Source organism: Rhizobacter sp. LjRoot28, from assembly GCF_964253025.1.
Taxonomy (GTDB): domain Bacteria; phylum Pseudomonadota; class Gammaproteobacteria; order Burkholderiales; family Burkholderiaceae_C; genus Rhizobacter.
Genome location: NZ_CAXUQC020000001.1, coordinates 3,928,837 through 3,951,280, shown reverse-complemented (window position 1 = coordinate 3,951,280; position 22,444 = coordinate 3,928,837). Strand labels below are relative to the sequence as shown.

General features: G+C 68.7%; 20 protein-coding genes and 1 riboswitch. Of the genes, 8 read left to right on the top strand and 12 right to left on the bottom strand.

Going from position 1 to position 22,444, the window contains the following annotated elements; genetic code table 11:
- The 3 genes from ACSQ2F_RS17990 to ACSQ2F_RS17980 all read right to left on the bottom strand — a co-directional run bounded on the left by ACSQ2F_RS17990 (position 1) and on the right by ACSQ2F_RS17980 (position 3,313).
- Positions 1-765, bottom strand: coding sequence for a TlyA family RNA methyltransferase (locus ACSQ2F_RS17990; protein ID WP_436025315.1), 765 nt, complete (start codon positions 763-765; stop codon positions 1-3).
- Positions 766-778: 13 nt separating this feature from the next.
- Entirely contained in the window at positions 779-2,206 is a 1,428-nt protein-coding gene (gene ahcY / locus ACSQ2F_RS17985; protein WP_436025313.1) for an adenosylhomocysteinase, read from the bottom strand.
- Positions 2,207-2,310: 104 nt separating this feature from the next.
- A riboswitch (S-adenosyl-L-homocysteine riboswitch) is annotated at positions 2,311-2,394 on the bottom strand.
- 37 nt (positions 2,395-2,431) lie between these two features.
- The gene (locus tag ACSQ2F_RS17980) at positions 2,432-3,313 is read right to left on the bottom strand and encodes a transglutaminase-like domain-containing protein (protein ID WP_436025311.1); all 882 of its coding nucleotides are present in this window, start codon (positions 3,311-3,313) and stop codon (positions 2,432-2,434) included.
- Positions 3,314-3,489: 176 nt separating this feature from the next.
- Between ACSQ2F_RS17980 and ACSQ2F_RS17975 the strand changes: the two genes are divergently transcribed.
- Positions 3,490-4,674, top strand: a complete 1,185-nt coding sequence (locus ACSQ2F_RS17975; protein ID WP_436025309.1) for a YbfB/YjiJ family MFS transporter — start codon at positions 3,490-3,492, stop codon at positions 4,672-4,674.
- 48 nt (positions 4,675-4,722) lie between these two features.
- On the opposite strand, the gene metK is transcribed toward ACSQ2F_RS17975, so the two are convergent.
- Positions 4,723-5,904 carry a methionine adenosyltransferase gene (gene metK / locus ACSQ2F_RS17970; protein WP_436025307.1) on the bottom strand — a complete coding sequence of 394 codons (1,182 nt, stop codon included), beginning with the start codon at positions 5,902-5,904 and terminating at the stop codon, positions 4,723-4,725.
- A gap of 139 nt (positions 5,905-6,043) precedes the next feature.
- On the opposite strand from metK, the gene ACSQ2F_RS17965 reads away from it, so the two are divergent.
- The 6 genes from ACSQ2F_RS17965 to ACSQ2F_RS17940 are packed head-to-tail and all read left to right on the top strand — an operon-like array spanning position 6,044 to position 11,594.
- Positions 6,044-6,922, top strand: coding sequence for a lysophospholipid acyltransferase family protein (locus tag ACSQ2F_RS17965; RefSeq protein ID WP_436025305.1), 879 nt, complete (start codon positions 6,044-6,046; stop codon positions 6,920-6,922).
- The gene (locus ACSQ2F_RS17960; RefSeq protein ID WP_436025303.1) at positions 6,919-7,800 is read left to right on the top strand and encodes an LpxL/LpxP family acyltransferase; all 882 of its coding nucleotides are present in this window, start codon (positions 6,919-6,921) and stop codon (positions 7,798-7,800) included. The genes ACSQ2F_RS17965 and ACSQ2F_RS17960 overlap by 4 nt, the downstream gene beginning before the upstream one ends.
- Positions 7,801-7,846: 46 nt before the next feature.
- Positions 7,847-8,701, top strand: a complete 855-nt coding sequence (dapF, locus tag ACSQ2F_RS17955) for a diaminopimelate epimerase (protein ID WP_436025301.1) — start codon at positions 7,847-7,849, stop codon at positions 8,699-8,701.
- Positions 8,702-8,703: 2 nt separating this feature from the next.
- Positions 8,704-9,381: a DUF484 family protein gene (locus tag ACSQ2F_RS17950; RefSeq protein WP_436025299.1), complete on the top strand. Its 678-nt coding sequence runs from the start codon at positions 8,704-8,706 to the stop codon at positions 9,379-9,381.
- Positions 9,382-9,383: 2 nt separating this feature from the next.
- On the top strand, positions 9,384-10,373 hold the full coding sequence (locus tag ACSQ2F_RS17945; RefSeq protein WP_436025297.1) for a tyrosine recombinase XerC: 990 nt from the start codon (positions 9,384-9,386) through the stop codon (positions 10,371-10,373).
- 39 nt (positions 10,374-10,412) lie between these two features.
- Complete coding sequence (locus ACSQ2F_RS17940) at positions 10,413-11,594, top strand: class I SAM-dependent rRNA methyltransferase (protein ID WP_436025295.1); 1,182 nt, start codon at positions 10,413-10,415, stop codon at positions 11,592-11,594.
- 32 nt (positions 11,595-11,626) lie between these two features.
- Here the strand turns inward: ACSQ2F_RS17940 and ACSQ2F_RS17935 are convergent, their stop codons facing one another.
- Together ACSQ2F_RS17935 and ACSQ2F_RS17930 are read right to left on the bottom strand one after the other, a co-directional pair.
- Complete coding sequence (locus ACSQ2F_RS17935; RefSeq protein ID WP_436025293.1) at positions 11,627-12,760, bottom strand: GGDEF domain-containing protein; 1,134 nt, start codon at positions 12,758-12,760, stop codon at positions 11,627-11,629.
- Positions 12,761-12,814: 54 nt separating this feature from the next.
- Positions 12,815-13,312 (bottom strand): Lrp/AsnC family transcriptional regulator, encoded by a 498-nt coding sequence (locus tag ACSQ2F_RS17930; protein WP_436025291.1) that lies wholly within the window; start codon positions 13,310-13,312, stop codon positions 12,815-12,817.
- 161 nt (positions 13,313-13,473) lie between these two features.
- On the opposite strand from ACSQ2F_RS17930, the gene glmS reads away from it, so the two are divergent.
- Positions 13,474-15,372, top strand: a complete 1,899-nt coding sequence (gene glmS / locus ACSQ2F_RS17925) for a glutamine--fructose-6-phosphate transaminase (isomerizing) (protein WP_436025289.1) — start codon at positions 13,474-13,476, stop codon at positions 15,370-15,372.
- Between the two features lie 87 nt (positions 15,373-15,459).
- Here the strand turns inward: glmS and ACSQ2F_RS17920 are convergent, their stop codons facing one another.
- From ACSQ2F_RS17920 to ACSQ2F_RS17895, 6 genes are all read right to left on the bottom strand, one after another.
- Entirely contained in the window at positions 15,460-16,554 is a 1,095-nt protein-coding gene (locus tag ACSQ2F_RS17920; protein WP_436025287.1) for a DUF4037 domain-containing protein, read from the bottom strand.
- A gap of 343 nt (positions 16,555-16,897) precedes the next feature.
- Positions 16,898-17,659, bottom strand: coding sequence for an SDR family oxidoreductase (locus ACSQ2F_RS17915; RefSeq protein WP_436025285.1), 762 nt, complete (start codon positions 17,657-17,659; stop codon positions 16,898-16,900).
- Positions 17,660-18,007: 348 nt separating this feature from the next.
- Positions 18,008-19,030: an SDR family NAD(P)-dependent oxidoreductase gene (locus ACSQ2F_RS17910; protein ID WP_436025283.1), complete on the bottom strand. Its 1,023-nt coding sequence runs from the start codon at positions 19,028-19,030 to the stop codon at positions 18,008-18,010.
- Positions 19,031-19,440: 410 nt separating this feature from the next.
- Positions 19,441-20,022 (bottom strand): hemerythrin domain-containing protein, encoded by a 582-nt coding sequence (locus ACSQ2F_RS17905; RefSeq protein WP_436025281.1) that lies wholly within the window; start codon positions 20,020-20,022, stop codon positions 19,441-19,443.
- Positions 20,023-20,361: 339 nt separating this feature from the next.
- The gene (locus ACSQ2F_RS17900; RefSeq protein ID WP_436025279.1) at positions 20,362-21,246 is read right to left on the bottom strand and encodes a DUF1206 domain-containing protein; all 885 of its coding nucleotides are present in this window, start codon (positions 21,244-21,246) and stop codon (positions 20,362-20,364) included.
- A 210-nt stretch (positions 21,247-21,456) separates the two neighbouring features.
- Complete coding sequence (locus tag ACSQ2F_RS17895) at positions 21,457-22,401, bottom strand: alpha/beta fold hydrolase (protein ID WP_436025277.1); 945 nt, start codon at positions 22,399-22,401, stop codon at positions 21,457-21,459.
- Positions 22,402-22,444: the final 43 nt, after the last annotated feature.

Here is a 22,444-nt window from a genome sequence, read left to right as displayed (position 1 = left end):
TCACTGCGGCTCGACGGCCTGCGCCCACACGAAGAATTCGGTGTTGCCGTTGCCCCCGGTGATGGGGCTCTGGAAGTACGCGCGCAGTTGCAGCGACTGCTGGCGGCAGGCCTGGCGGATGCGCGTCTCGACTTCCTGGAACAAGGCCTTGTCGCGCACGATGCCGCCCTTGCCGATCTGGTGCGGCTGCAGTTCGAACTGCGGCTTCACCAGGAGGAGCAGGTGGCCTCGCGGCGCGAGGTAGTGGACCAGCGTCGGCAGCACGTGGGTGCTGGAGATGAAGGACAGGTCGCCGGTGACGAAGCCGAAGCTCTGCGGCTTGACCGCGGCCTCGAAGGCCGAGCCCTTCACGTCGCGTGCGTTCACGCCCTCGAAGGACTGCACCCGCGGATCGGCCGCCAGCTTGGGGTGCAGTTGCCCGTGGCCGACGTCGATGCCCACCACTCCCGCGGCGCCATGTTGGAGCAGGGCGTCGGTGAAGCCGCCCGTGCTCTGGCCGGCGTCGAGGCAGGTCATGCCGGTGACGTCGATCTTGCAGTGGGCGAGGGCACCCTCCAGCTTGAGGCCGCCGCGCGAGACGAACTTGAGTTCGGCATCGTCGGTGACCTCGAGCTGGCATTCCTCGGGCACGTCTTCACCGGCCTTGCGCGGCACCGCCCAACCCTTCGGGCCGAGCCACCGCACCGCACCGCGCTCGATGAGCCGCTGGGCGGCCGAGCGGGTGGGCGCCAGGCCCTTCTGGAGAACGAGTTGGTCGATGCGCATCGGAAAGGCCTGATCAGTAGCGGTAGGTGTCGGGCTTGTACGGGCCCTGCTTGTCGACGCCGATGTAGGCCGCCTGCTCGTCGGTGAGCTCGGTCAGCATGGCGCCGACCTTCTTCAGGTGCAGGCGCGCCACCTTCTCGTCGAGGATCTTCGGCAGCACGTAGACCTTGCCCACCTGGTAGGCGTCGGGGCGCGTGAAGAGCTCGATCTGGGCGATCGTCTGGTTGGCGAAGCTCGAGGACATCACGAAGCTCGGGTGGCCCGTGCCGCAGCCGAGGTTCACGAGGCGGCCCTTGGCCAGCAGGATGATGCGCTTGCCGTCCGGGAACTTGATGTGGTCGACCTGCGGCTTGATCTCTTCCCATTCGTACTTCTCGATCGAGGCGATGTCGATCTCGTTGTCGAAGTGGCCGATGTTGCAGACGATGGCCTGGTCCTTCATGGCGGCCATGTGGTCGTGCGTGATGATCCGCTTGTTGCCGGTCGTGGTGACGAAGATGTCGGCCTTGTCGGCGGCGTACTCCATGGTCACGACCTTGTAGCCTTCCATCGCGGCCTGCAGGGCGTTGATCGGGTCGATCTCGGTGACCCACACCTGGGCGCTGAGCGCACGCAGAGCCTGGGCCGAGCCCTTGCCCACGTCGCCGTAGCCGGCCACGACGGCCACCTTGCCCGCGATCATCACGTCGGTCGCGCGCTTGATGCCGTCGACGAGCGATTCACGGCAGCCGTAGAGGTTGTCGAACTTGCTCTTGGTGACGCTGTCGTTCACGTTGAACGCGCGGAACAGCAGCGTGCCCTTGGCGCTCATCTCGTTCAGGCGGTGCACGCCGGTGGTGGTCTCCTCGGTCACGCCGATGATCTGGGCGGACTTGCGGGTGTACCAGGTCGGGTCCACGGCCAGCTTGGCCTTGATGGCAGCGAACAGGCAGGTCTCTTCCTCGCTCGTCGGGTTCGACAGCAGCGAGGCATCCTTCTCGGCGCGCTGGCCCAGGTGCATCAGCAGCGTGGCGTCGCCGCCGTCGTCGAGGATCATGTTCGGGCCTTCGCCGTCGGTGCCCTTGGCGCCGAACTCGAAGATGCGGTGGGTGAAGTCCCAGTACTCGGCGAGGGTCTCGCCCTTGTGCGCGAAGACCGGCGTGCCTTGCGCCACCAGGGCGGCGGCGGCGTGGTCCTGCGTCGAGAAGATGTTGCACGAGGCCCAGCGCACCTGGGCGCCGAGGGCCTGCAGCGTTTCCACCAGCACGGCGGTCTGGATGGTCATGTGCAGGCTGCCGGTGATGCGGGCGCCCTTGAGCGGCTGCGACTTGGCGAACTCGTCACGGATGGCCATCAGGCCGGGCATCTCCGTCTCGGCGATGCGGATTTCCTTGCGGCCCCAGTCGGCGAGCGACAGGTCGGCGACCGCGTGATCGGTATGGGGTTTGAGAATGGCGTTCATCGGGCAGGCTCCTGGGGTTGGGAACCCGCACGGGCACATGCCACGGGGAAGCGGTCGGCCCCTTCAGGGGCGGACTTCGGCACTCACCCACGAACACGTCGTCGTGCGGGTGAGCGCGGTTGCAAGTCGAAGTTCCGAGCCTGGGGCACCACGCCATGCGGGGGTACCTTGCAACGCTCCTCGGAAAGTTCGGAGATTGTAATCCGAGGCCGGCGGTGCCGTCAGTCAGTCAAGCGCGGAAATGCACGGATTCATGCGCGTCATCATGGCCGGGCCGAAGATCGTGGCAAAGGCCACGTCCTTGGCGTCGCGCGCCACGCCGGTGCGCACCAGCTCGTCGAGTGGCGACATCTTGGTCGGGTCGAAGGCCACCCAGCCGCAGCTCAGCCAGGCCTCGAAGACGGCGTGGAAGTCGGGCGGGGGGTCGTCGAAGGTCGCGTAGCCGACCGCCAACCGGGCCGGGATGTTGAGCGCCCGGCAGAAGGTGATGCCCAGGTGGGCGAAATCGCGGCAGACCCCGGCCCGCTGCAACAGCACATCCCGGGAGGTGGATGTGGCGTTGGTGGAGCCGATCTGGTAGTCGATGTTGTCGTGGATCCAGTCGCTGATTGCCAGCACGCGCCCGTAGCCCATCGGCACCTGGCCAAAGAGCTTCTGCGCGAAGCGGCTGAGTTCGTCCGACTCGCAGTAGCGGGTGGCGAAGAGGTTGTGCAGCACGTGGTCGGGCAGCTGGGCGAGGGGCACTTCGGTGGCCTCCCGGGCGTCGGGCTCGGGCAGGCGGCGCACCTGGGCGCGGTAGCGGACGCTCAGCGGTCCGCTGCCCGCGCGCAGGCGCACGAAGCGGTGGTGCTCGATGGGATCCTCGAAGATGTGCGTCGGGACCGCCGGGCTGACCTCGAAGGACTCGGAGATCAGGTGCTGGCGCGGCGTCGTCATCGCGTGCAGCTGGAACAGGAATTCGCAGTCGCCGCCGAGGTCGTACGCCAGTTCGCAGTCGATGTCGAAGCGTCGGCCCTGCGGCGTGTCGGTGGCGTTCGCCGTGTGCAGGTGCGGCTCGGCCGGCTCGGCGGTGCAGGGCAGGGAGAGGTCGAGGGCAGTCGTGCTCATGGGAGGCCTGGCATCAAGGGGCGGGCTCGGAAGCGAGGCGCCGCTGGTGCCATTGGAGGTGATTCCGCCGCAGTGCACCATCGGCGCCTCGCGCACGAGGCAGTAGGACAACGTGCGTAGCAATTCCCGGGCCCCGCATCCGCCCGGGCCGGCATCGCGGTGCAGGCCGTGCGACGATGCCGCCCATGCTCACCGCTCGCACGCCGGCATCCACCCTTCGGATCGCGGTGGCCCTGGCGCTTGCCACGGCCGTCTCGCTCGGCCTCGCCCGTTTCGCCTACGCCCTGCTGCTGCCGCCGATGCGGTCCGACCTGGGGTGGAGTTACCTCACGGGCGGCGCCATGAACACCGTGAACGCCGCCGGCTACCTCGTCGGCGCGCTGCTCGCCCCCGCCTGCCTGCGGCGCTTCCACGCCCGACCGGTGCTCGTGGTGAGCGCCGTGCTGACGAGCGTCCTGCTCGCCTTGCACGGCGCCGCACGGGGCGATGCCGCCTTGTACGGGCTTCGCTTTCTCACGGGCTGCGCCAGTGCGGGCACCTTCGTCTCGGGCGGGTTGCTCGCGGCGCGACTGGCCAGCGGCCCGGCCGTGCCGCCCGGTCTCGTGCTCGGCATCTACTACGGTGGCGCCGGGCTCGGCATCGTCGCGGCCTCGCTGCTGGTGCCGCCGCTGGCCGGCATGGCCATGCCCGGCGCGTGGCAGTGGGCCTGGGCGGCGCTGGGCGCGGCCGGCCTGTGCGCCGCAGCCGTCACGGCGCGGGCCACCCGGGGCTGGCAGGACGACGCGACCGCGGCCGGGGCCGCCTCGCCCTTCGAACTGCGGCGCTTCGCGTTCGGCCTCGCCGGCTACTTCTGCTTCGGACTGGGCTACATCGGCTACATGACCTTCATCATCACGCTGCTGCGCGAGCAGCGTTTCGGCGACGGCCTGATCACCGCCTTCTTCACCCTGCTGGGTCTGGGCACGGTGCTGTCGTCCTGGCTGTGGGCGGGCTTGCTGCAGCGGCATCGCAACGGAGTGCCGCTGGCGCTGCTCAACGTCCTGCTGGCCGGGGCCACGCTGCTGCCGGTGCTGAGCCGGCACCCGGTGGCGGTATTCGCCTCCGGCGCGGTGTTCGGCGGTGTGTTCCTGTCGGTGGTGGCGTCGACCACCGCGCTCGTGCGGCACAACGCCCCGCCCGCGGCGTGGTCGCGGGGCATCAGCGCCTTCACCATCACCTTTGCCGCTGGCCAGATCATCGGGCCGAGCGGGGTGGGGTGGGTGGCGGATGGACCGACCGGGCTGGTCGGCGGCCTGGCCGCGTCGGCCGCGGTGCTGCTGTTGGGTGCGCTGCTGGCGTGGCGTCAGAAGGCACTGGTCTGAACCGTCCCCGGCCGGCGTGCGCCGGCGGAGACGGCCCGCGTCAGGCGGTCAGAGACCGGCGGCGGCGCGCAGCGTGGCGGCCTTGTCGGTCGCCTCCCAGGTGAACTCCGGCTCCTCGCGGCCGAAGTGGCCGTAGGCGGCGGTCTTCTCGTAGATCGGACGCAGCAGGTCGAGCATCTGGATGATGCCCTTCGGGCGCAGGTCGAAGTGGGCGTTGACCAGCTCGGCGATCTTGTGGTCCGGGATCACGCCGGTGCCTTCGGTGTACACCGTCACGTTCATCGGGCGGGCCACGCCGATGGCATAGGCCACCTGGATCTGGCACTGGCGCGCCAGGCCCGCAGCCACCACGTTCTTCGCCACGTAGCGGGCGGCATAGGCGGCCGAGCGGTCGACCTTGCTCGGGTCCTTGCCGCTGAAGGCGCCGCCGCCGTGCGGGCAGGCGCCGCCATAGGTGTCGACGATGATCTTGCGGCCGGTCAGGCCGCAGTCGCCCTGCGGGCCGCCGATGACGAAGCGGCCGGTCGGGTTGATCAGGTAGCGGGTTTCCTTCAGCCACTCCTTCGGCAGCACCGGCTTGATGATCTCCTCGATGATGGCTTCGTTGAACGAGGCCTTCATCTTGGTCGCCGACTCGCTCTGGTCGGGGTGGTGCTGGGTGGAGAGCACCACGGTGTCGATCGAGTGGGGCTTGCCGTCGACGTAGCGCATCGTCACCTGGCTCTTGGCGTCCGGGCGCAGGAAGGGCAGCCGGCCGTCCTTGCGCAGCTGCGCCTGGCGCTCCACCAGGCGGTGGGCGTAGTAGATCGGCGCGGGCATCAGTTCGGGCGTCTCGTCGCAGGCGTAGCCGAACATCAGGCCCTGGTCGCCGGCACCGATGTTGAGGTGGTCGTCGGAGGCGTGGTCCACGCCCTGGGCGATGTCGTTGCTCTGCTTGTCGTAGCAGACCATCACCGCGCAGCCCTTGTAGTCGATGCCGTACTCGGTGTTGTCGTAGCCGATGCGCTTGATGGTGTCGCGCGCGATCTGGATGTAGTCGACGTGCGCGTTGGTGGTGATCTCACCGGCCAGCACGACGAGACCGGTGTTGGTCAGCGTCTCGGCGGCCACGCGGGAGCGGGGGTCCTGCTTGAAGATGGCGTCGAGGATGGCATCCGAGATCTGGTCAGCGACCTTGTCGGGGTGACCTTCGGAGACGGACTCGGATGTGAAAAGGAAATCGTTCGACACTCTTAAACTCCAGTAGGTTGCAAATTGCGTTGCCGACCGGGAGGGTTCTGAGCGGCGAACGCTTTAGCAGGATTTATGAGTCGCCCTGCAAGTAGTCCAGTAACTCGGCGACGTGCGCATTATAGAAACCCCGTTTCCCATGTTGAGCCTATTTCGTTGGTTTTCCCGGCTTCCGCTGCCCTTGCTCCACGCGATTGGGGGGGTGCTCGGCTGGGTGACCTACGCGGCCTCGCCCACCTACCGGCGGCGTCTTCGCGCGAATGCCGAGCGCGCCGGTGTGCCGGCGTCGGCATGGCGCGGCGCCGTGGCTTCGGCCGGCCGCATGGTGGCCGAGCTGCCGTTCCTGTGGGCGCGCCCGGCCGGCGTACCCATCCTGCCCAAGGTGCGCTTCGAGGGCGAGGCGCTGCTGTCGGAGGCGCTGGCCCAGGGCAAGGGGGTGCTGCTGCTCACGCCGCACATGGGCTGCTTCGAGGTGACGGCCCAGGCCATCGCCGAGCGCTTCGGCGCCACCCGCCCCATCACGGTGCTGTACCGCCCGGCGCGCCAGCCCTGGCTGCGCGACCTGGTGCGCACCTCGCGCGAACGCACTCACCTGTTCGCCGCGCCCGCCACGCTCACCGGGGTGCGCCAGATGATCCGCGCCCTGCGCCGTGGCGAGATGGTGGGTCTGCTGCCCGACCAGGTGCCGCCCGAGGGCATGGGCGTGTGGGCGCCCTTTTTCGGTCAACCGGCCTACACGATGACCCTGGCGGCGCGCCTCGTTCAGCAGACGGGCGCCGTGGTGTTGCTCACCTGGGGTGACCGATTGCCCAACGGGCGCGGTTATGTGCAGCGCTTCTTTCCGTTTCCGGAATCCCTGCCAGACGATGCGGCAGAATCCGCGGCCGCGATCAACCGGGCGATGGAGGGGCTGATCCGCCAGTGCCCCGCGCAATACCTGTGGGGCTACCACCGGTACAAGCAGCCCCGGTCGCAGCCGCCGGTCGACGATTCGGCCGTGGACAAGGACAAGCAATGAACATGGGCACACGGCTGCTCCTCGGGTTCCTGTGGCTGGTGCAGTGGCTGCCGATGCCGGTGCTGGCCGCGCTCGGGCGCGCGCTCGGCCGGCTGTTGTGGGCGCTGGCGTCGTCGCGCCGGAAGATCGCGCTGCGCAACCTCGAACTGTGCTTTCCCGAGCTCGCGGCGGATGAACGCCGGCGGCTGGCGCGCGAACATTTCCAGTGGCTCGGGCGCAGCATCCTCGAGCGCAGCCTGCTGTGGTTCGCCTCGGCCGAGCGGCTCAAGCGGGTGATCCAGGTCGAGGGTGATGTGAAGCTCGCCGAGCGCAGCAAGAAGCCGGTGATGTGGCTCGTGCCGCACTTCATGGGCCTGGACGTGGCCGGTGTGGCCGTGCTGATCTTCCAGAACCACGAAGGCTGCTCGATGTACCAGGAGCAGAGCAATGCGGCCATGAACGAGGTGATCCGCCGCGGCCGGCTGCGCTTCGGCCATGCGCAGATCTTCCCGCGCAGCGACAAGGCCTTGCCGCTCATCCGTGCCATCCGCCGGGGCGTCGCCTTCTTCAACCTGCCCGACATGGACTTCGGCGAGCGCGATGCGGCCTTCGTTCCGTTCTTCGGCGTGCAGGCGGCCACGCTGCTCGCGCCCTCGCGCATGGCGCGCGCCCTCGACATGGTGGTGCAGCCGGTGATCGCCGAGATGCTACCTGGCGGGCAGGGCTACAAGGTGCGCTTCGGCGAGCCCTGGACCCACTTCCCGACCGACGACCCGGTCGCCGACACCGCTGCCATGAACCGCTGGATCGAAGAAGAGATCCGCAAGAACCCCGCGCAGTACCTGTGGGTGCACAAGCGCTTCAAGACGCGGCCGGCCGGCGAGGCCTCGCTGTACTGAGGCCTTCGGCCGGGCGCGGCCGGCGGCCCGGGCGGATAATCGCGCGATGCGACTTCACTTCACCAAGATGCATGGTGCGGGCAACGACTTCGTGGTGATCGACGCCACCCGTGCTCCGCTCGACCTCACGCCGGCGCAGCTGCGCCTCCTCGGTGACCGGCGCTTCGGCGTCGGTGCCGACCAGATCCTGGTCGTCGAGCGCACGGCCAGCCACGGTGTCGACTTCCGCTACCGCATCTTCAACGGCGCGAGCGGCGAGGAGGTCGAGCAGTGCGGCAACGGGGCCCGCTGCTTCGTCCGCTACGTGGTCGACCAGGGTCTGACCGACAAGTCCACCATCCAGGTGGAAACCATGAACACCCGGCTGGAACTGCGCCTGCAGGACGACGGCCGCGTCACCGTCGACATGGGCGCCCCCGTGTTCCCGCCGGCCCAGGTGCCGTTCGAGCCGAGCGGCCTGTCGGCCCGCAGCGTCAACGGCTTCGAGCTGTGGCCGCTCGACCTGAACGGGGTCACCGCCGAAGTGGCCGTGGTGTCGATGGGCAATCCGCATGCGGTGCGTTTGGTCGACGACGTGGACGCCGCGCCGGTCGATTCGCAGGGGCCGTTGATCGAGCGGCATCCCCGCTTCCCGCGCAAGGTGAATGCCGGCTTCCTGCAGGTGCTGGACCGCGGGCATGTGCGCCTGCGCGTCTACGAACGGGGTGCGGGCGAGACGCTGGCCTGCGGCACCGGCGCCTGCGCCGCGGTCGTCGCCGGCATCCGCCTCGGCCTGCTCGACGCGAAGGTCGACGTCGAGACCCGCGGCGGTCGGCTTACCATCGAGTGGCAGGGCGGCGATTCGAGCGTCCGCATGACCGGCCCCGCCGTGACCGTATTCCAAGGAGACATCGAGCTGTGAGCATGAACCTGCAAGGCATCACCGAAGACGACATCGCCAACTACCTGGCGAACACGCCCGGGTTCTTCGAGCGCCACGCCGAGCTGCTGGCCTCCATCCACCTCACCAGTCCGCACGGCCAGCGGGCCGTCTCGCTGCAGGAGCGGCAGATGGAGATGCTGCGCGACAAGCACAAGGGCCTGGAGATGCGGATCATGGAGATGATCCGCCATGGCCAGGAGAACGTCGCCATCGCCGACCGCCTGCACCGCTGGACGCGCGCGCTGCTGCTCACCCACGATCCGGTCGAGGTGCCGGCCGTGCTGGTGCGCGAACTGCAGCACCAGTTCCTCATCCCGCAGGCCGGCATCCGGCTGTGGGGCGTGGCTGAAGCCTTCCAGGGCCAGCCGTTCTCCCAGGCGGTGAGCGCCGATGCGCAGAGCTTCACCTCCAGCCTCACCACGCCCTACTGCGGCATGAACTCCGGCTTCGAGGCGTCGGGCTGGCTGGACGATGCTGCGGCCGTGACGTCCATGGCCCTCATCCCCCTGCGGGCCGACCTCGCCACACCGGCCTTCGGCATGCTGGTGCTGGGCTCGCCCGACCCGACGCGCTTCAGCGCCGACATGGGCACCGACTTCCTGGTGCGCATCGGTGATCTGGCGAGCGCGGGCCTGTCGCGCCTGCTGCCGACGGCCTGACCATGCCGCGCGGGGCAGTGGGGCAGACCCCGGCCGGCGCCACCCAGGCGTCTGCGGTGTCCGCGCCACCCGCTGCGCTGGCCGACGACATCGTTCGTCACCTGCAGCACCTGCAGGTCGAGCGTCGCCTGGCCGCGCGCACACTCGAGCTCTACCGGGAAGCGCTGGCGCGCCTGCAAGGCTACGCCGAAGCCCAGCCCGTCGACCTGCGGGCGGTGCAGGTCTTCCACGTGCGGCGATGGGCCGCCATGCTGCATGCCGGTGGCCTGGCGCCACGCAGCATCGCGCTGGTCCTGTCGGCCTGGCGGGGCTTCTATCGCTGGCTGGGCCACGACGGCCTGGTGAAGCTCAACCCGGTCGAAGGCGTTCGTGCACCCAAGGCCGCGGTGCCGCTGCCCAAGGCGCTGTCGGTCGACCAGGCCGTCACCCTGGCCGAGGCGCCGGGCGATGACGATGCGCCGGCGCTGGTGGCGCGCGACCAGTGCGTCGTCGAGTTGCTCTACGGATGCGGCTTGCGCGTGGGCGAGCTGGTGGGCCTGGACGTGAGGCCCGGCGCCGCCGCCGGCGGCTGGGTCGACGCGGCCGACGGCATGGCGCACGTCATGGGCAAGGGCAGCAAGCGCCGCGGCGTGCCGGTCGGCGGGCCGGCGCTGAAGGCGTTGGCCGCCTGGCTCGACGCGCGCCCCGGCATGGCGCGGCCCGAGGAGCCCGCCTTGTTCGTGAACCAGCGCGGCACGCGCATGACGGCGCCCCAAGTGCGCGGCCGGCTCAAGCGGCGCGCCTTGCAGGCAGGCCTGCCCACCCACGTCCACCCCCACATGCTGCGCCATTCCTTTGCCTCGCACGTGCTGCAGTCCAGTGGCGACCTGCGTGCGGTGCAGGAACTGCTTGGCCACGCCAACATCCGCACCACGCAGGTCTACACCAAGCTCGACTTCCAGCACCTGGCCAAGGTGTACGACGCCGCACATCCCCGCGCCAGGAAGCGCTGAATCGGCGCCGCCCGCCTTGCACGCGGCGACAATCGCGGCATGAAAACGATCACCCTGCGCGAAGGCAAGGACCGCTCCCTGCGCAAGCGCCACCCCTGGATCTTCCCCGGCAGCATTGCCAGCGGCAAGGCGGACCCGGGCGAGACCGTGCGCGTCAACGCCCCCGACGGCAGCTTCCTGGCCTGGGCCGCCTACAGCCCGGCGTCGCAGATCCGGGTGCGGGCCTGGAGCTTCATCGAGACCGAGCGCATCGACGCCGCCTTCTTCGAGCGCCGCGTGCGCGAGGCGGTGGCCATCCGGGCCCGCCTGCCGATCGCCAGCGACGGGGTGCGCCTCATCCATGGTGAGGCCGATGGCCTGCCCGGCCTCATCGTGGACCGCTACGGCGACACCTTGAGCGCCCAGTTCCTGTCGGCCGGCATCGAACGCTGGAAGAACGTCATCGCCGACCAGTTGCTCAAGGTCACCGGCCTCTCGCGCCTGTACGAACGCAGCGACGCCAGCACCCGCGAGCTGGAGGGGCTGCCCTCGGTGACGGGCTGGCTGCGTGGCAGCGGCGACACCGAGGTGACCATCCGCGAGCACGACTGGCGGCTCACGGTGGACGTGGCGGAGGGCCACAAGACAGGCTTCTACCTCGACCAGCGCGACAGCCGAAAGCTCTTCGCCGACACCGTGCGGCACTTCGGCTGCCAACGGGTGCTCAACTGCTACAGCTACACCGGCGGCTTCAGCGTGGCGGCGCTGGCGGGTGGTGCGGCGCAGGTGACGAGCGTCGACTCCTCGGGGCCGGCACTCGCCCGTGCCACACGACACGTCGAGCTCAACGGCTTCGATCCGTCGCGCCACGAAGCACTCGACGCGGACGTGAATGCCACCTTGCGCGAGTTCGTGCGCCAGGGCCGCCGCTTCGACGCCATCGTGCTCGACCCGCCCAAGTTCGCGCCAACCGCGGCGCATGCCGAGCGGGCGGCGCGCGCCTACAAGGACATCAACCGCCTCGGCTTCATGCTGCTGGAGCCGGGGGGCCTGCTGTTCACCTATTCGTGCTCTGGGGGCATCAGCGCCGATCTCTTCCACAAGATCGTCGCCGGCGCCGGACTCGACGCCCCGGCCGACGGGCTGATCTATGCCCGCACCGGCGCTGCGCCAGACCACCCGATGACGATCACCTTCCCTGAGGGTGAGTACCTGAAGGGCCTGGTGGTCCTCAAGCGCTGAAGCGTGCGGCGAGGGGGCGGCTTGCCCGCCGCTCAGCCCATGCGCACGCAGTCGCGGCCGGCGCGCTTGGCGGCATAGAGCGCCGCATCCGCGCGGGCCAGCAATTGCTCGATGCTCTCGTCCGGCTGGCACACCGCCACGCCGAGCGAAACCGTCACCTGCAGGTCCGCCGCCACGCGGCCCCAGTCGTGCCTGGCCACGCCGTCCCGCACACGCTCGGCCGCAAGGTGGGCCGACGATGCATCTTCGGTGGCGGTGAGCACCGCGAGGAACTCCTCGCCGCCGTAGCGGCCCAGCCGGTCGGTGTCCCGCATCTCGGCCGCGGCCCGCTTCGAGAAGTAGCGCAGCACCTCGTCGCCCACCTGGTGGCCGAAGCGGTCGTTCACCTGCTTGAAGTGGTCGATGTCGAGCAGGATGATGGCGAAGGACTGGCCGGTGAGTTCGAGCTTGCGGTGCTGCTGCGAGAGGAGCTCCATCACGCTGCGGCGGCTGAGGGTGCCGGTGAGGCCGTCGCGGTTGGCCCGGCGGTGCATCTTCTCGAACTTCTTGCGCAGCTTGGCGTTGCGCTGCATCAGCATGTCGCGCAGCTCGGCGCCGTACAGGTCGAGCAAGGTGCTGCGTGCCAGGATCAATGCGAACCATGCCACGCTGATCACGCGTTGGAGGCCTGTGTCCATCGGCAGGTCGAGGTGCAGGTCCGAGAAGCCGATCACCGCGCCCACGCCCACGGCGATCAGCGCGGAGGTGGCCAGCACGTGCGTTCGCGACACCTTCATCGCCCCGAACGCATGGATGATGAGCAGGTTCATCAGCAGGAGCACGCCGATGCCCGGCACCCACATCATGAACGCGAGGTTGATGGCCGAGTGCATCAACATCTGCGGCACCACGAGGTAGGGGTCGCTCAGGCTTTCGCTGCGACCGAGGCGCAGCAACAGCGAGAAAATGCCGCACGCCACCGCCCCGGCAGCCGCATACGTCCAGGGCACCAGGGCCTCCAGTGCGCCGGCGTGGGCCAGCCCCAGCAGCAAGGCCGTGTCGACGGTGTAGCTGATGAACACCACAGCCAGCATCTGCAGGCACTGGCGCTGCCGATCGGTGCGCCGCGCAGGGGTGGCGGACCGGGCGGCTTCGGCGCGGGGTTCAGCGGGGGTCGAGGCAGACATGGGCGGAGCGCAGCGGAAGGTCGGGCGTCGGTCGGGTGGCCGGCGATCGGCTCGTTATCGGCGTGCCGTGCCTCGGCTTGAACCGACGACATGCGGCAGTACCACCGCGGGCTCGAATTTGGCACGCTTCACGCTGAAGAACGCCTTCACGTTGCGCACATTGGCGTCCTGCGTGAAGAGGCGGTGCACCAGCGCGTCGTACGCAGGCATGTCGGCCACGTGCAGCACCAACATGAAATCCGGCCCGGGGGAGACACGGTAGCACTGTTGCACCGCCGAATCGGCCACGGCCCGGGCTTCAAATGCAGCCAAATGTTCAGCGCCTTGCCGGTCCAGCGTGACCTCGGCCAAGGCGGTGAGCCCGGCGCCGAGCCGCTCGCTCGACACGATGGCCACGCGGCGCTCGATGACGCCCGCCTCGACCAGCCGGCGAACGCGGCGCAGGCAGGTGGCGGGCGAGGTCTTGACCGCGGCGGCCAGGTCCTGGTTCGACAGCGAGGCGTCCTGTTGCAGCACCCCCAGGATGCGGTGGTCGGTGTCGTCCAAAGTCACTGGGATGGTGGATCCTTGCAATTCTGGTGACGACATGGGGGCCTGATTTCAGGATGATGTGACTTTGGTGGATTATTGCGATTGGGTGTGAAAGATGCAAACTCCCTTCACCGCTCGGCGCCTACCATCGCACACCTTTTCGCAGTTTCCGGAGCGTTCCCATGTGTGGCATCGTCGGCGCCGTCAGCACCCGCAACATCGTCCCCATCCTCATCGAAGGCCTGAAGCGCCTTGAGTACCGGGGCTACGACTCCTGCGGCGTGGCCGTGCACCAGTCGGGCCAGCTGCGCCGGGCGCGCAGCACAGCCCGCGTGTCAGAGCTGCAGGCCAACGTCGAGACCGACCATGTGCAGAGCGGCACGGGCATCGCCCACACCCGCTGGGCCACCCACGGCGCCCCCGCCGTGCACAACGCCCACCCGCATTTCTCGCACGGCCCGGCCGGAGACGCGAACATCGCCGCCTCGGGCCGCATCGCCGTCGTGCACAACGGCATCATCGAGAACCACGACGAACTGCGCTTCGAACTGAAGGCCAAGGGCTACGGCTTCGACAGCCAGACCGACACCGAGGTCATCGCCCACCTGATCGACCACCTCTACACCGGCGACCTGCTCGACGCCGTCCAGCGCGCCACCCTGCGCCTGCGCGGGGCCTACGCCATCGCCGTGTTCTGCCGCGACGAACCGAACCGCGTGATCGGCGCCCGCGAAGGCTCGCCGCTGGTGCTGGGCGTCGGTGACGGCGAGCACTTCCTCGCCTCAGACGCCATGGCCCTGGCCGGCGTCACCGACCGCATCATCTACCTGGAAGAGGGCGACGTCGTCGACGTGCAGCTCGGCAAGGTGTGGATCACGAGCCGCACCCCCGAAGGCCGCGCCTACGGCGCCGCGCCCGCCACCGCCGCGCAGGCCTTCCGCCCCGTGCAGCGCGAGGTGCGCATCGTCCACGCCCACACCGGCGCCGCCGAGCTCGGCCCCTACCGGCACTTCATGCAGAAGGAGATCTTCGAGCAGCCGCGCGCCATCGCCGACACGCTCGACGCCGTCGACAGCATCTCCCCCGACCTCTTCGGCGACGGCGCCTACCGCATTTTCAAGGACATCGACTCCGTCCTCATCCTCGCCTGCGGCACCAGCTACTACAGCGGCTCCACTGCCAAGTACTGGCTCGAGAGCATCGCCAAGATCCCCGTGAGCGTGGAGATTGCGAGCGAATACCGCTACCGCGACAGCGTGCCCAACCCACGCCAGCTCGTGGTCACCATCACCCAGAGCGGCGAGACCGCCGACACGCTGGCCGCGCTCAAGCACGCCCGCAGCCTGGGCATGGAACACACCCTGACCATCTGCAACGTGGCCACCAGCGCCATGGTGCGCGAGTGCCGCCTGGCCTACATCACCCGCGCCGGCGTCGAGATCGGCGTGGCCTCCACCAAGGCCTTCAGCACCCAGCTCGTCGGCCTCTTCCTGCTGACCCTGGCCCTCGCCCAGGTGCGCGGCCACCTCACCGAGGCGGAGGAACTCGCCCACCTCAAGGCCCTGCGCCACCTGCCCGTCGCCGTGCAAGCGGTCCTGGCGCTCGAGCCTCAGGTCATCGCCTGGGCCGAAGACTTCGCCCGCAAGGAGAACGCCCTCTTCCTCGGCCGCGGCCTGCACTACCCCATCGCCCTCGAAGGCGCCTTGAAGCTCAAGGAAATCAGCTACATCCACGCCGAGGCCTACCCCGCCGGCGAACTCAAGCACGGCCCGCTCGCCCTGGTGACGTCAGAAATGCCCGTCGTCACCATCGCCCCGAACGACACCCTGCTGGAAAAGCTCAAGAGCAACCTCCAGGAAGTGCGCGCCCGCGGCGGCGAACTCTTCGTCTTCGCCGACGCCGACACCCACATCGAGCCGAGCGAAGGCGTGAAGGTCATCCGCATGCCGGAGCACTACGGTGCCTTGTCGCCGATCCTGCACGTGATTCCCTTGCAGCTGCTGGCGTATCACACGGCGTGTGCGCGGGGGACGGACGTGGACAAGCCGCGGAACTTGGCGAAGAGTGTGACAGTGGAGTGAGGGATTGGGGCACGGGAGGGTACTTGTGGCGGCCGGCCCGGGATCGTTCCCCGCGGGCGGGTCCCTGACGCGGCCCCACGCGGAGCCTCATCCTGTCATTGCCTTCAAGAGCCGGCGCGTGCGCAACGGTCCCGGCCTCAACACATCGGTGCTGTCGATGAACTGATCCACGGCACCCACGCCGGGCAGCAGGGCGACGACCTCCGGGTCCCGGATTGTCGCGAGGAGTGCGGCGGCGAATCGGTCGCCATGGATCACCAGGTAGGGCCGTTCGTGGAACGGGCTGGCCTCGACCGGCAGGGTCGCCGTCAGGCCCAGCCCGTTGAACCTTGCCGCCACGGCGGCGTAGGCGTCTGACAGGTGCCTCTCGCGGGAGTGCCAGTCAGCGGCCTGCAGCACTCGCCGGAGCAGAGGCTCGAGGGCCGGCCCGCAGTCGAGGCGCTTGAACGCGGTGCCCAGCCACTTGCTGTAGGGGGCATACCGTCGCTCGACCAGGAAGCACAGGCGCATGAGGTCGCGCACGAGACGAGCCCCCACGACCATCGAACCGAGTTCGTCCCCGACGTCACCACAGCGGCCGACGAAGGCTTCTTCCTGCGAAATGCGGGTCCATTGGGCAGCCAGGAGGTAGCGCCACAGGTCGTCCGGATACCACTGCCACCGCTTGCGCACGGCATTCAGCTGCTGCAAGCCGTCGTGGAAGACCGCGCCGGCCGTGATGGACAGCAGCGTCTGTTGCGGGACGGCCAGCCAGTCCTGCACACGAGGCTGCTCTGTCGCGCCAACGCTCGTGTGGTCCCGCCAGAACTGCTCGAGGCTCTGCACGGTGACGAGGTGCTGTACTCGACCCGAGACCGCCGGAACCAGCAGGCGAACGCCGATGGCGTCGGGCGGACCGAAATGGGTGGGAATGCCGTTCTCCGCATGCGGGAGCTCGTCCGCCAGTCGCTCGTGGATCTGCTCGGCGTAGGCCTCCACGTCCGCCGGTGCAAGGAACAGCTGCAGACGTGGCCCCCAGTGGTGGTCCATCGACTGCGGCGTGTCGAAGCCCAGTACCTCCGAGCCGGTTCCCAACAGCGCAGCCGAATAGGCCACGTGGGGCCAATGCGTCGCCAGGATTGGAGCGACCGCCTCGTCGTGGAACTGCCGGCACAGCTGCAGGCCGGGAATGAAATGCGCCATGGATCAAAACTCGGCTGCCGGTGGGAGCGCGCCAGTTTGCCACTGGCGCATCGGCCGGTTGTTTTCAGGGCGCCTCCGAACGCGGCCTGACCGAGCCTTCCCTTCCACGGCATGCGTGCCCGATCAGTGACGTCGGGCGATTCGCCGCAATGCCTGATTCACATGCGGCGCCGCCGCTGGGTTGGTCGCTCGGACAGTGGTTTTGGACGTCTTCGGTAGCAATGCGAGCTGCCCACAAGACCAGGCCTTGCTTCATTCGATGTCTGGCCGATGGACAAGCGCCCCGAAGTTCGACTTCCAGACGCCGGCGTCGCCCAGTGTTCGTTTCGGACAAAGCGCTCGTCTAAGTCCGCGAGATCGAGATACCGCCGTCGACCAGCATGGCCGCGCCGGTCATGAAGGACGAGGCATCGGAAGCCAGGAACAGTCCTGCTTCGGCGATCTCATCTGGCCTGGCGAGGCGCTTCAACGCATGGATGCTCGCCACCTGCGCCATGGCCTCAGGCGTGCCGTTCATCTGGTGAGCCATCGGCGTGTCGGTGCCTCCCGGCAGAAGGGCATTGACGCGCAAGCCGCTGCTGCCGAATTCGGCCGCGAGTGCTTGCGTCAGCCCGACCAATCCCGCCTTGCTGGCGGCGTAGGCCGCCATGCCCGGAAAGCCCACGGTGTGGCCGACGAACGAGGAGGTGAACACCAGTGAACCTGCGCCGGTCTTGAGCATGGCCGGGATCTGGTATTTCGCACCGAGAAATGCGCTGGACAAGTTGGTCTCGAGCGCGGTGTTCCAGTCGTCCAGGGAAAGACGCGTCGTGTCACCACTGCCGGCCAGGGTGCCTGCGTTGTTGAAGGCGACGTCCAGCCGACCCCACACGGACTGGGCGACGTCCACCAGTTCGCGCGCATAGGCTTCCTGGCGCACGTCACCGGGCAGGCAGACGGCGCTTCCTCCACGCGCTTCGATCTCCGCCGTGAGTTCACGCAGTGCCGACTCGCCACGGGCGGCCAGCACGAGCTTCGCACCCTCGTCCGCAAACAGAAGTGCGGCAGCGCGGCCGATGCCGGAACTTGCCCCCGTGATGATGGCTACCTTGCCCTCGAGTCTCATGATCGCTCCTGTGATGAAGAGCGCGAGTCTGGCGAAGTGCGGCGTGATGCACTCGCCACTTCCGGACTTGCCATCTAGGGCGTGAGCGCGATGCTGCTGGCGACGCGTGCGGTTCGTCTTCGCGCACGTGGTGACGCCCGGTCGCTCGATGTGCATCACCCTTCTGCGGCACTGTCGGTGCGGTCGTCTGCCACCAGCCCAGGGTTTTCGAAGGGTGGGTCGAAATGACGTCCTCCGCCGAGGCGATGCAAGCCCCGAGGTCCCGCGCGCCGACGAGGGCCAATCGGTCCCATGACACCTTGACCCGGGCCGACTTCCAAGGCGCCGAAGCGCCGGATGAGACGGCAGTCAGCGGCCGGACAACTCGCGCACGCGACTTTCGTCATCCATACGCTGCCGCACCCCGCCGTCCTCCCCTGTGCCTTCGCGCATGGGCGCATGCAGGTTGCCTGAGGTGGCCGGCGCGGGCGGCGCGCGTTCGATCTGCAGCCGGTGGTACACGTCGGCCGACAGCCGCTCCGTGAGGTCCGGCAACCAATTGTGCGAGAGCACGGCGCCCGTGCCTTTCCATCCCACCGCGTGTTCCTCGGTGGGGTACAGCGACACGTGCACGATGGCGTCCGCCACCTTTGCCACGTCGTCGAGCGCGATCTGCTGCGGCGTGTGTCCGGTGTAGTTGGCGGCGTGCGTGAAGAGCGGCGTGTCCGTGGCCCAGGGCATGACCGTCGCGACCGTGACCTGCGGTGCCAGGCCCGCCAGCCGCAGCTCCTCGTTGAGTGCCCGACCAAGGGCCAGCACGCCGGCTTTCGTTGCCGAGTAGGAGGCTTGGTAGGCCAGCGGCAGCACGCCTTCGACCGAGCCCACATTGATCAGGGTGCCGCCCGTCGGCTGTTCGCGGAAGCGCCGCAACGCGGCATGGCTGCCGTGGATCACCCCCTTGAGGTTCACGTCGACGATGCGGTCATGGTCCGGCAGCGGGACATCCGTGAACGGGCCGATGGCGACCACCCCTGCGTTGTTGACCCACACGTCGATGCGGCCGAAGCGCTCGACGGCGGCGGTGGCGAGCCGTTCCATGTCCTGTGCCTTGCTGACGTCGACCGTGACGACCAGCGCCTGCCCGCCGGCGGCTTGCGCCTGGGCGGCCACCTCGTTCAAGACCTCGGTACGTCGGGCGGCCAGCACGACGTTCGCGCGAAGCGAGGCAAGGCGAAGCGCCGTGGCGCGGCCAATGCCGCTCGACGCGCCGGTGATGACGAAGGTCTTCTTCGCCAAGGGCTGGCGGTCGTCATCGCTGAGCCGGCCGGGTGTCGCGCAGCCACTGAGCAGAGCCATCGCAATCGTTGCCAGCAGCAGGGTCAAGGCGTTCATGCCGAACGCCGGCCCGGCGGCTGGGGCACGCAGTCCGTTCGCACATGTGCCGCGCGTTTTGGCAACCGTACTCAGGGCGATGAGTCCCGCCGATCGTCCGGACCGCGATGGGGGTCCCACCCTTCGGGCTCGGCACGCACGTGCATCAGGACGTTGGACAGGTCCTTGCTCGCTGCGTCGCGTTGTTCCATGCGGGCACTCCATGCGCTCAAGTGGCCACGTGGTGCGGCAATCGCCGTGCCCTTGTTCAAGGTGTTGCGCTCGGCCGCTCCGACCCGAGCTGCGGCCACGCGAGGTCTGCGGCGCAGGACCGTGCCTGCCCGGAGACGTACGCCTGAAAGCATTCGCTCCGGACCCGGCACCGTGCCGCAGACGCACGCTGCGTCAGACGTCGTGCCCGCAGCGGTCGGTCAACCGCGTGGCTTCGGCAGCATCTCCGGCGCCGGCCGCACTCCGGCGAACTCACGTTGGTAGGCGAACGTCAGCAGCTGGTTGGCCGGCGTGTCGAGCTTTTGCAGCAAGCGCGGATACAGATCGACTTCTTCATCCTGCTTCGCATGGCGCAGCACGGCGGCCTGCAGGGCGCTCACCTTGTCCGTCCAGGCCGCCTCGTCCTCGATCGAGGTGAGTTCGACCTCCGCGTTCATCACCTTGGCATGGGCCTGGTCGAGGTACAGCTTGTCCGATTCACTGACCAACCCGTGGCGCGCCAGGGCGGGATACAGGACGTTCTCTTCGGCGACCGAATGGGCCGTCAGTTCGTAGGCCAGCGTGCGCTGCAGGCGCTGTCGGCGCAGGTACGTCTTGTCGGTGCTGTCGAGGAGGCGGTCGAAGGTCTTGGCGACCAGCAGGTGATGTGCCTTGACCATGTCGAACCAGTTGCCGCCGCGCGCGGCGGTCTGGGCCACGGCATTGTGCAGGCCCAGCCAGGCCGATGACGCGGCGGCGCTGGCAATCAGGGTGCGTCGATTGAGGAGGGCTGAAGGGGTCATGGGAAGCCTCTGCGTTGAGAGCCGCTTGGGCGGCCGGGTTGCGGAGTGCCGGTCGCCGTGGGGCGGCGCCGCTCGTAGCAGAAGCAGAGCAATCGGCGTGCACCGCGTCCAGGACACACGGACGCACTTGGCGCAGCAGGTATGAAGAAAGCGCGCGGGGCGCCCCGGCCACCCGGCAGGGGTACACGGCCCAGCCCAGCGTCAGTGGCGTGGACGCGGATCGCCATGCAGTCGTCCGCCGAGCCGACCGGATCGGTCCGGAGGGCCGACGGGCAAGCGAGTTGCGGGGATCCGTCCACCAGGCGACGAGCCCGCGCGTCCTCTTGGCTGCCTGATGCCTTACGCCTGCCGGACCGATTCCATGTGCCCGTGCGGGCGCAGGCTGGGTACGTTGACCTCACGCAAGTCGATGCGCCGCCAGCGCGCCTCGGCGAAGCTGTAGACCGCGAAGGCCGCGAGGCCGAGGCCGATCGCCAGCAGCAGCAGGCTGCCGAACGGCATGCCCTGCAGCGCATCCAAGGCTTCCTTGAGGCCGGGCGGGTCGGTGGGCTCATAACGAGCGCCGCCCATGAACAGCAGCGCGGCGATGATCAGGAACACGATGCCCCGCGCGGCCAAGCCCACCTGCGAGATCGGTCGCACCCAGCGCATGACGTGCTCGGGGCATTCGAAGTAGCGCTCGAACCCGGCGCGCCATGCCTTCACCAGGTGGGCGATGCCGGTGCCCAGGGGAATCAGCGCGATGGCGTAGATGAGGAGGTTGGAGTTCTCGAACTCGAGCAGCCGCGAGAGCATGTCCCCGCCCGCGCCTCCGCCACCCCCACTCCCTCCGCCCGCACCGACGTCCACGCTGCTGACCAAGCTCAGCGCGAAGAACGCGAGCACCACGTGGGTGATGCCACTGGCGATCAGGGCGGCGCGGATGACCAGTCCCTTCAGGTCCGTGCCGTGGTTGTCCGTGTCGGCCAGGGCCTGGATCATCCGCCAGATGGCGTAGCCGATGAGGCCGACGAACACCGCCCACAACAGGGCCTGGCCATACGGTTCGCCCATCATCTGCTCGACGGCTCCTTTCGTGCTGACGTTGTCGCCGCTGCCCCGCGCCGCCTGAACGGCGAAGAAGGCGACGATCAGGTACACGATGCCGCGGGCGGCGTAACCGCTGCGCGCCAGCAGCTCCAGGCCCTGCGTGGAATTCACCTGCGTTGTTGCGACCTTGGTCATTTTGTTGTCTCCCTGTGAGCGCCGCTGGCATGGGCTGCGGCGGATCAAGGAGCAATCACCGTGCCCAGCGTTGGGCAGGTCATTCCGCCTGGCGTCCCAGGCGGCCCCGTTGCTGCCCCAAATCGCTGCCATCGCTGGCCGTAAGCGGCGACAGCGACGTCGACCCCACGGGAGGCGCGGCGGCGCGAGGGTCCGCACCGCCGTCCGAACTCACCGGCGAATGAACGCCAGCAGGTCCTGGTTGAGGCGGTCCTTGTGGGTGTCGGTGATACCGTGCGGGCCGCCGGCGTACTCGATCAGCGTCGCGCCGGGAACGAGCTTCGCGGTGGCGCGGCCGGTGGTCTCGATCGGCACGATCTGGTCGTCGTCGCCGTGAATCACGAGGGTGGGCTTGTCGATCTTCTTCAGGTCTTCCACGAAGTTGCTTTCGGAGAAGGCCTTGATGGAGTCGAAGGTGGCCTTGTGTCCCGCCACCATGCCTTGGCGCCAGAAGGAGTCGACGAGGCCCGGCGACGGCGTGGCGCCGGGCCGGTTGAAGCCGAAGAACGGGCCGGCCGCGATGTCCTTGTAAAGCTGGGCGCGGTTGTCGAGCGAGCCCTTGCGGAGCCCGTCGAACGCCGCCATCGGCACGCCGTTCGGGTTGGCCTGCGTCTTCACCATGATGGGCGTCACCGCGCTCACCAGCACCACCTTGGCGACGCGCTGGGTGCCGTGGCGGCCGATGTAGCGCGCAACTTCGCCACCGCCGGTGGAGAAGCCCACCAGCGTGGCCTTCGTGAGGTTCAGCTGCGCCATCACCGTGGCCAGGTCATCGGCGTACTGATCCATGTGGTTGCCGTTCCATGACTGGCCCGAGCGACCGTGGCCGCGGCGGTCGTGGGCGACCACGCGGTAGCCGTGGTCGGCGAGGAACATCATCTGGGCCTCCCAGCTGTCCGAGTTCAAGGGCCAGCCGTGACTGAAGACAACCACCGGGCCGTTCTTCGGGCCCCAGTCCTTGTAGTAGAGCGGCGTTCCGTCCCGGGCAGTGATGTGATCGGACGCGAATGCGGCGAGCGTCCGCGGGGCCGCTTCGGCCGCGGCCGGTGCGGCGCTGGCCGCGCTGGCGGCGACGGCGAGAGTGGAGGCGACGAAGAGCTGGGCGAGGCGGGTCATGGCGAGGTCCTGTCAGAAAGGTCAATGAAGTGCCTGTCGGCAG

Bases quoted from the DNA above. Each gene is read 5' to 3' on its own strand.
- ACSQ2F_RS17950 (WP_436025299.1), top strand. From the start codon at position 8,704: ATGAACCTGCAAGGCATCACCGAAGACGACATCGCCAACTACCTGGCG.
- ACSQ2F_RS17945 (WP_436025297.1), top strand. From the start codon at position 9,384: ATGCCGCGCGGGGCAGTGGGGCAGACCCCGGCCGGCGCCACCCAGGCG.
- ACSQ2F_RS17960 (WP_436025303.1), top strand. From the start codon at position 6,919: ATGAACATGGGCACACGGCTGCTCCTCGGGTTCCTGTGGCTGGTGCAG.
- ACSQ2F_RS17920 (WP_436025287.1), bottom strand. From the start codon at position 16,554: ATGGCGCATTTCATTCCCGGCCTGCAGCTGTGCCGGCAGTTCCACGAC.
- ACSQ2F_RS17965 (WP_436025305.1), top strand. From the start codon at position 6,044: ATGTTGAGCCTATTTCGTTGGTTTTCCCGGCTTCCGCTGCCCTTGCTC.
- ACSQ2F_RS17980 (WP_436025311.1), bottom strand. From the start codon at position 3,313: ATGAGCACGACTGCCCTCGACCTCTCCCTGCCCTGCACCGCCGAGCCG.
- ahcY (WP_436025313.1), bottom strand. From the start codon at position 2,206: ATGAACGCCATTCTCAAACCCCATACCGATCACGCGGTCGCCGACCTG.
- glmS (WP_436025289.1), top strand. From the start codon at position 13,474: ATGTGTGGCATCGTCGGCGCCGTCAGCACCCGCAACATCGTCCCCATC.
- ACSQ2F_RS17910 (WP_436025283.1), bottom strand. From the start codon at position 19,030: ATGAACGCCTTGACCCTGCTGCTGGCAACGATTGCGATGGCTCTGCTC.
- ACSQ2F_RS17895 (WP_436025277.1), bottom strand. From the start codon at position 22,401: ATGACCCGCCTCGCCCAGCTCTTCGTCGCCTCCACTCTCGCCGTCGCC.
- ACSQ2F_RS17900 (WP_436025279.1), bottom strand. From the start codon at position 21,246: ATGACCAAGGTCGCAACAACGCAGGTGAATTCCACGCAGGGCCTGGAG.
- ACSQ2F_RS17975 (WP_436025309.1), top strand. From the start codon at position 3,490: ATGCCGCCCATGCTCACCGCTCGCACGCCGGCATCCACCCTTCGGATC.
- ACSQ2F_RS17915 (WP_436025285.1), bottom strand. From the start codon at position 17,659: ATGAGACTCGAGGGCAAGGTAGCCATCATCACGGGGGCAAGTTCCGGC.
- ACSQ2F_RS17940 (WP_436025295.1), top strand. From the start codon at position 10,413: ATGAAAACGATCACCCTGCGCGAAGGCAAGGACCGCTCCCTGCGCAAG.
- ACSQ2F_RS17935 (WP_436025293.1), bottom strand. From the start codon at position 12,760: ATGTCTGCCTCGACCCCCGCTGAACCCCGCGCCGAAGCCGCCCGGTCC.
- ACSQ2F_RS17905 (WP_436025281.1), bottom strand. From the start codon at position 20,022: ATGACCCCTTCAGCCCTCCTCAATCGACGCACCCTGATTGCCAGCGCC.
- dapF (WP_436025301.1), top strand. From the start codon at position 7,847: ATGCGACTTCACTTCACCAAGATGCATGGTGCGGGCAACGACTTCGTG.
- ACSQ2F_RS17990 (WP_436025315.1), bottom strand. From the start codon at position 765: ATGCGCATCGACCAACTCGTTCTCCAGAAGGGCCTGGCGCCCACCCGC.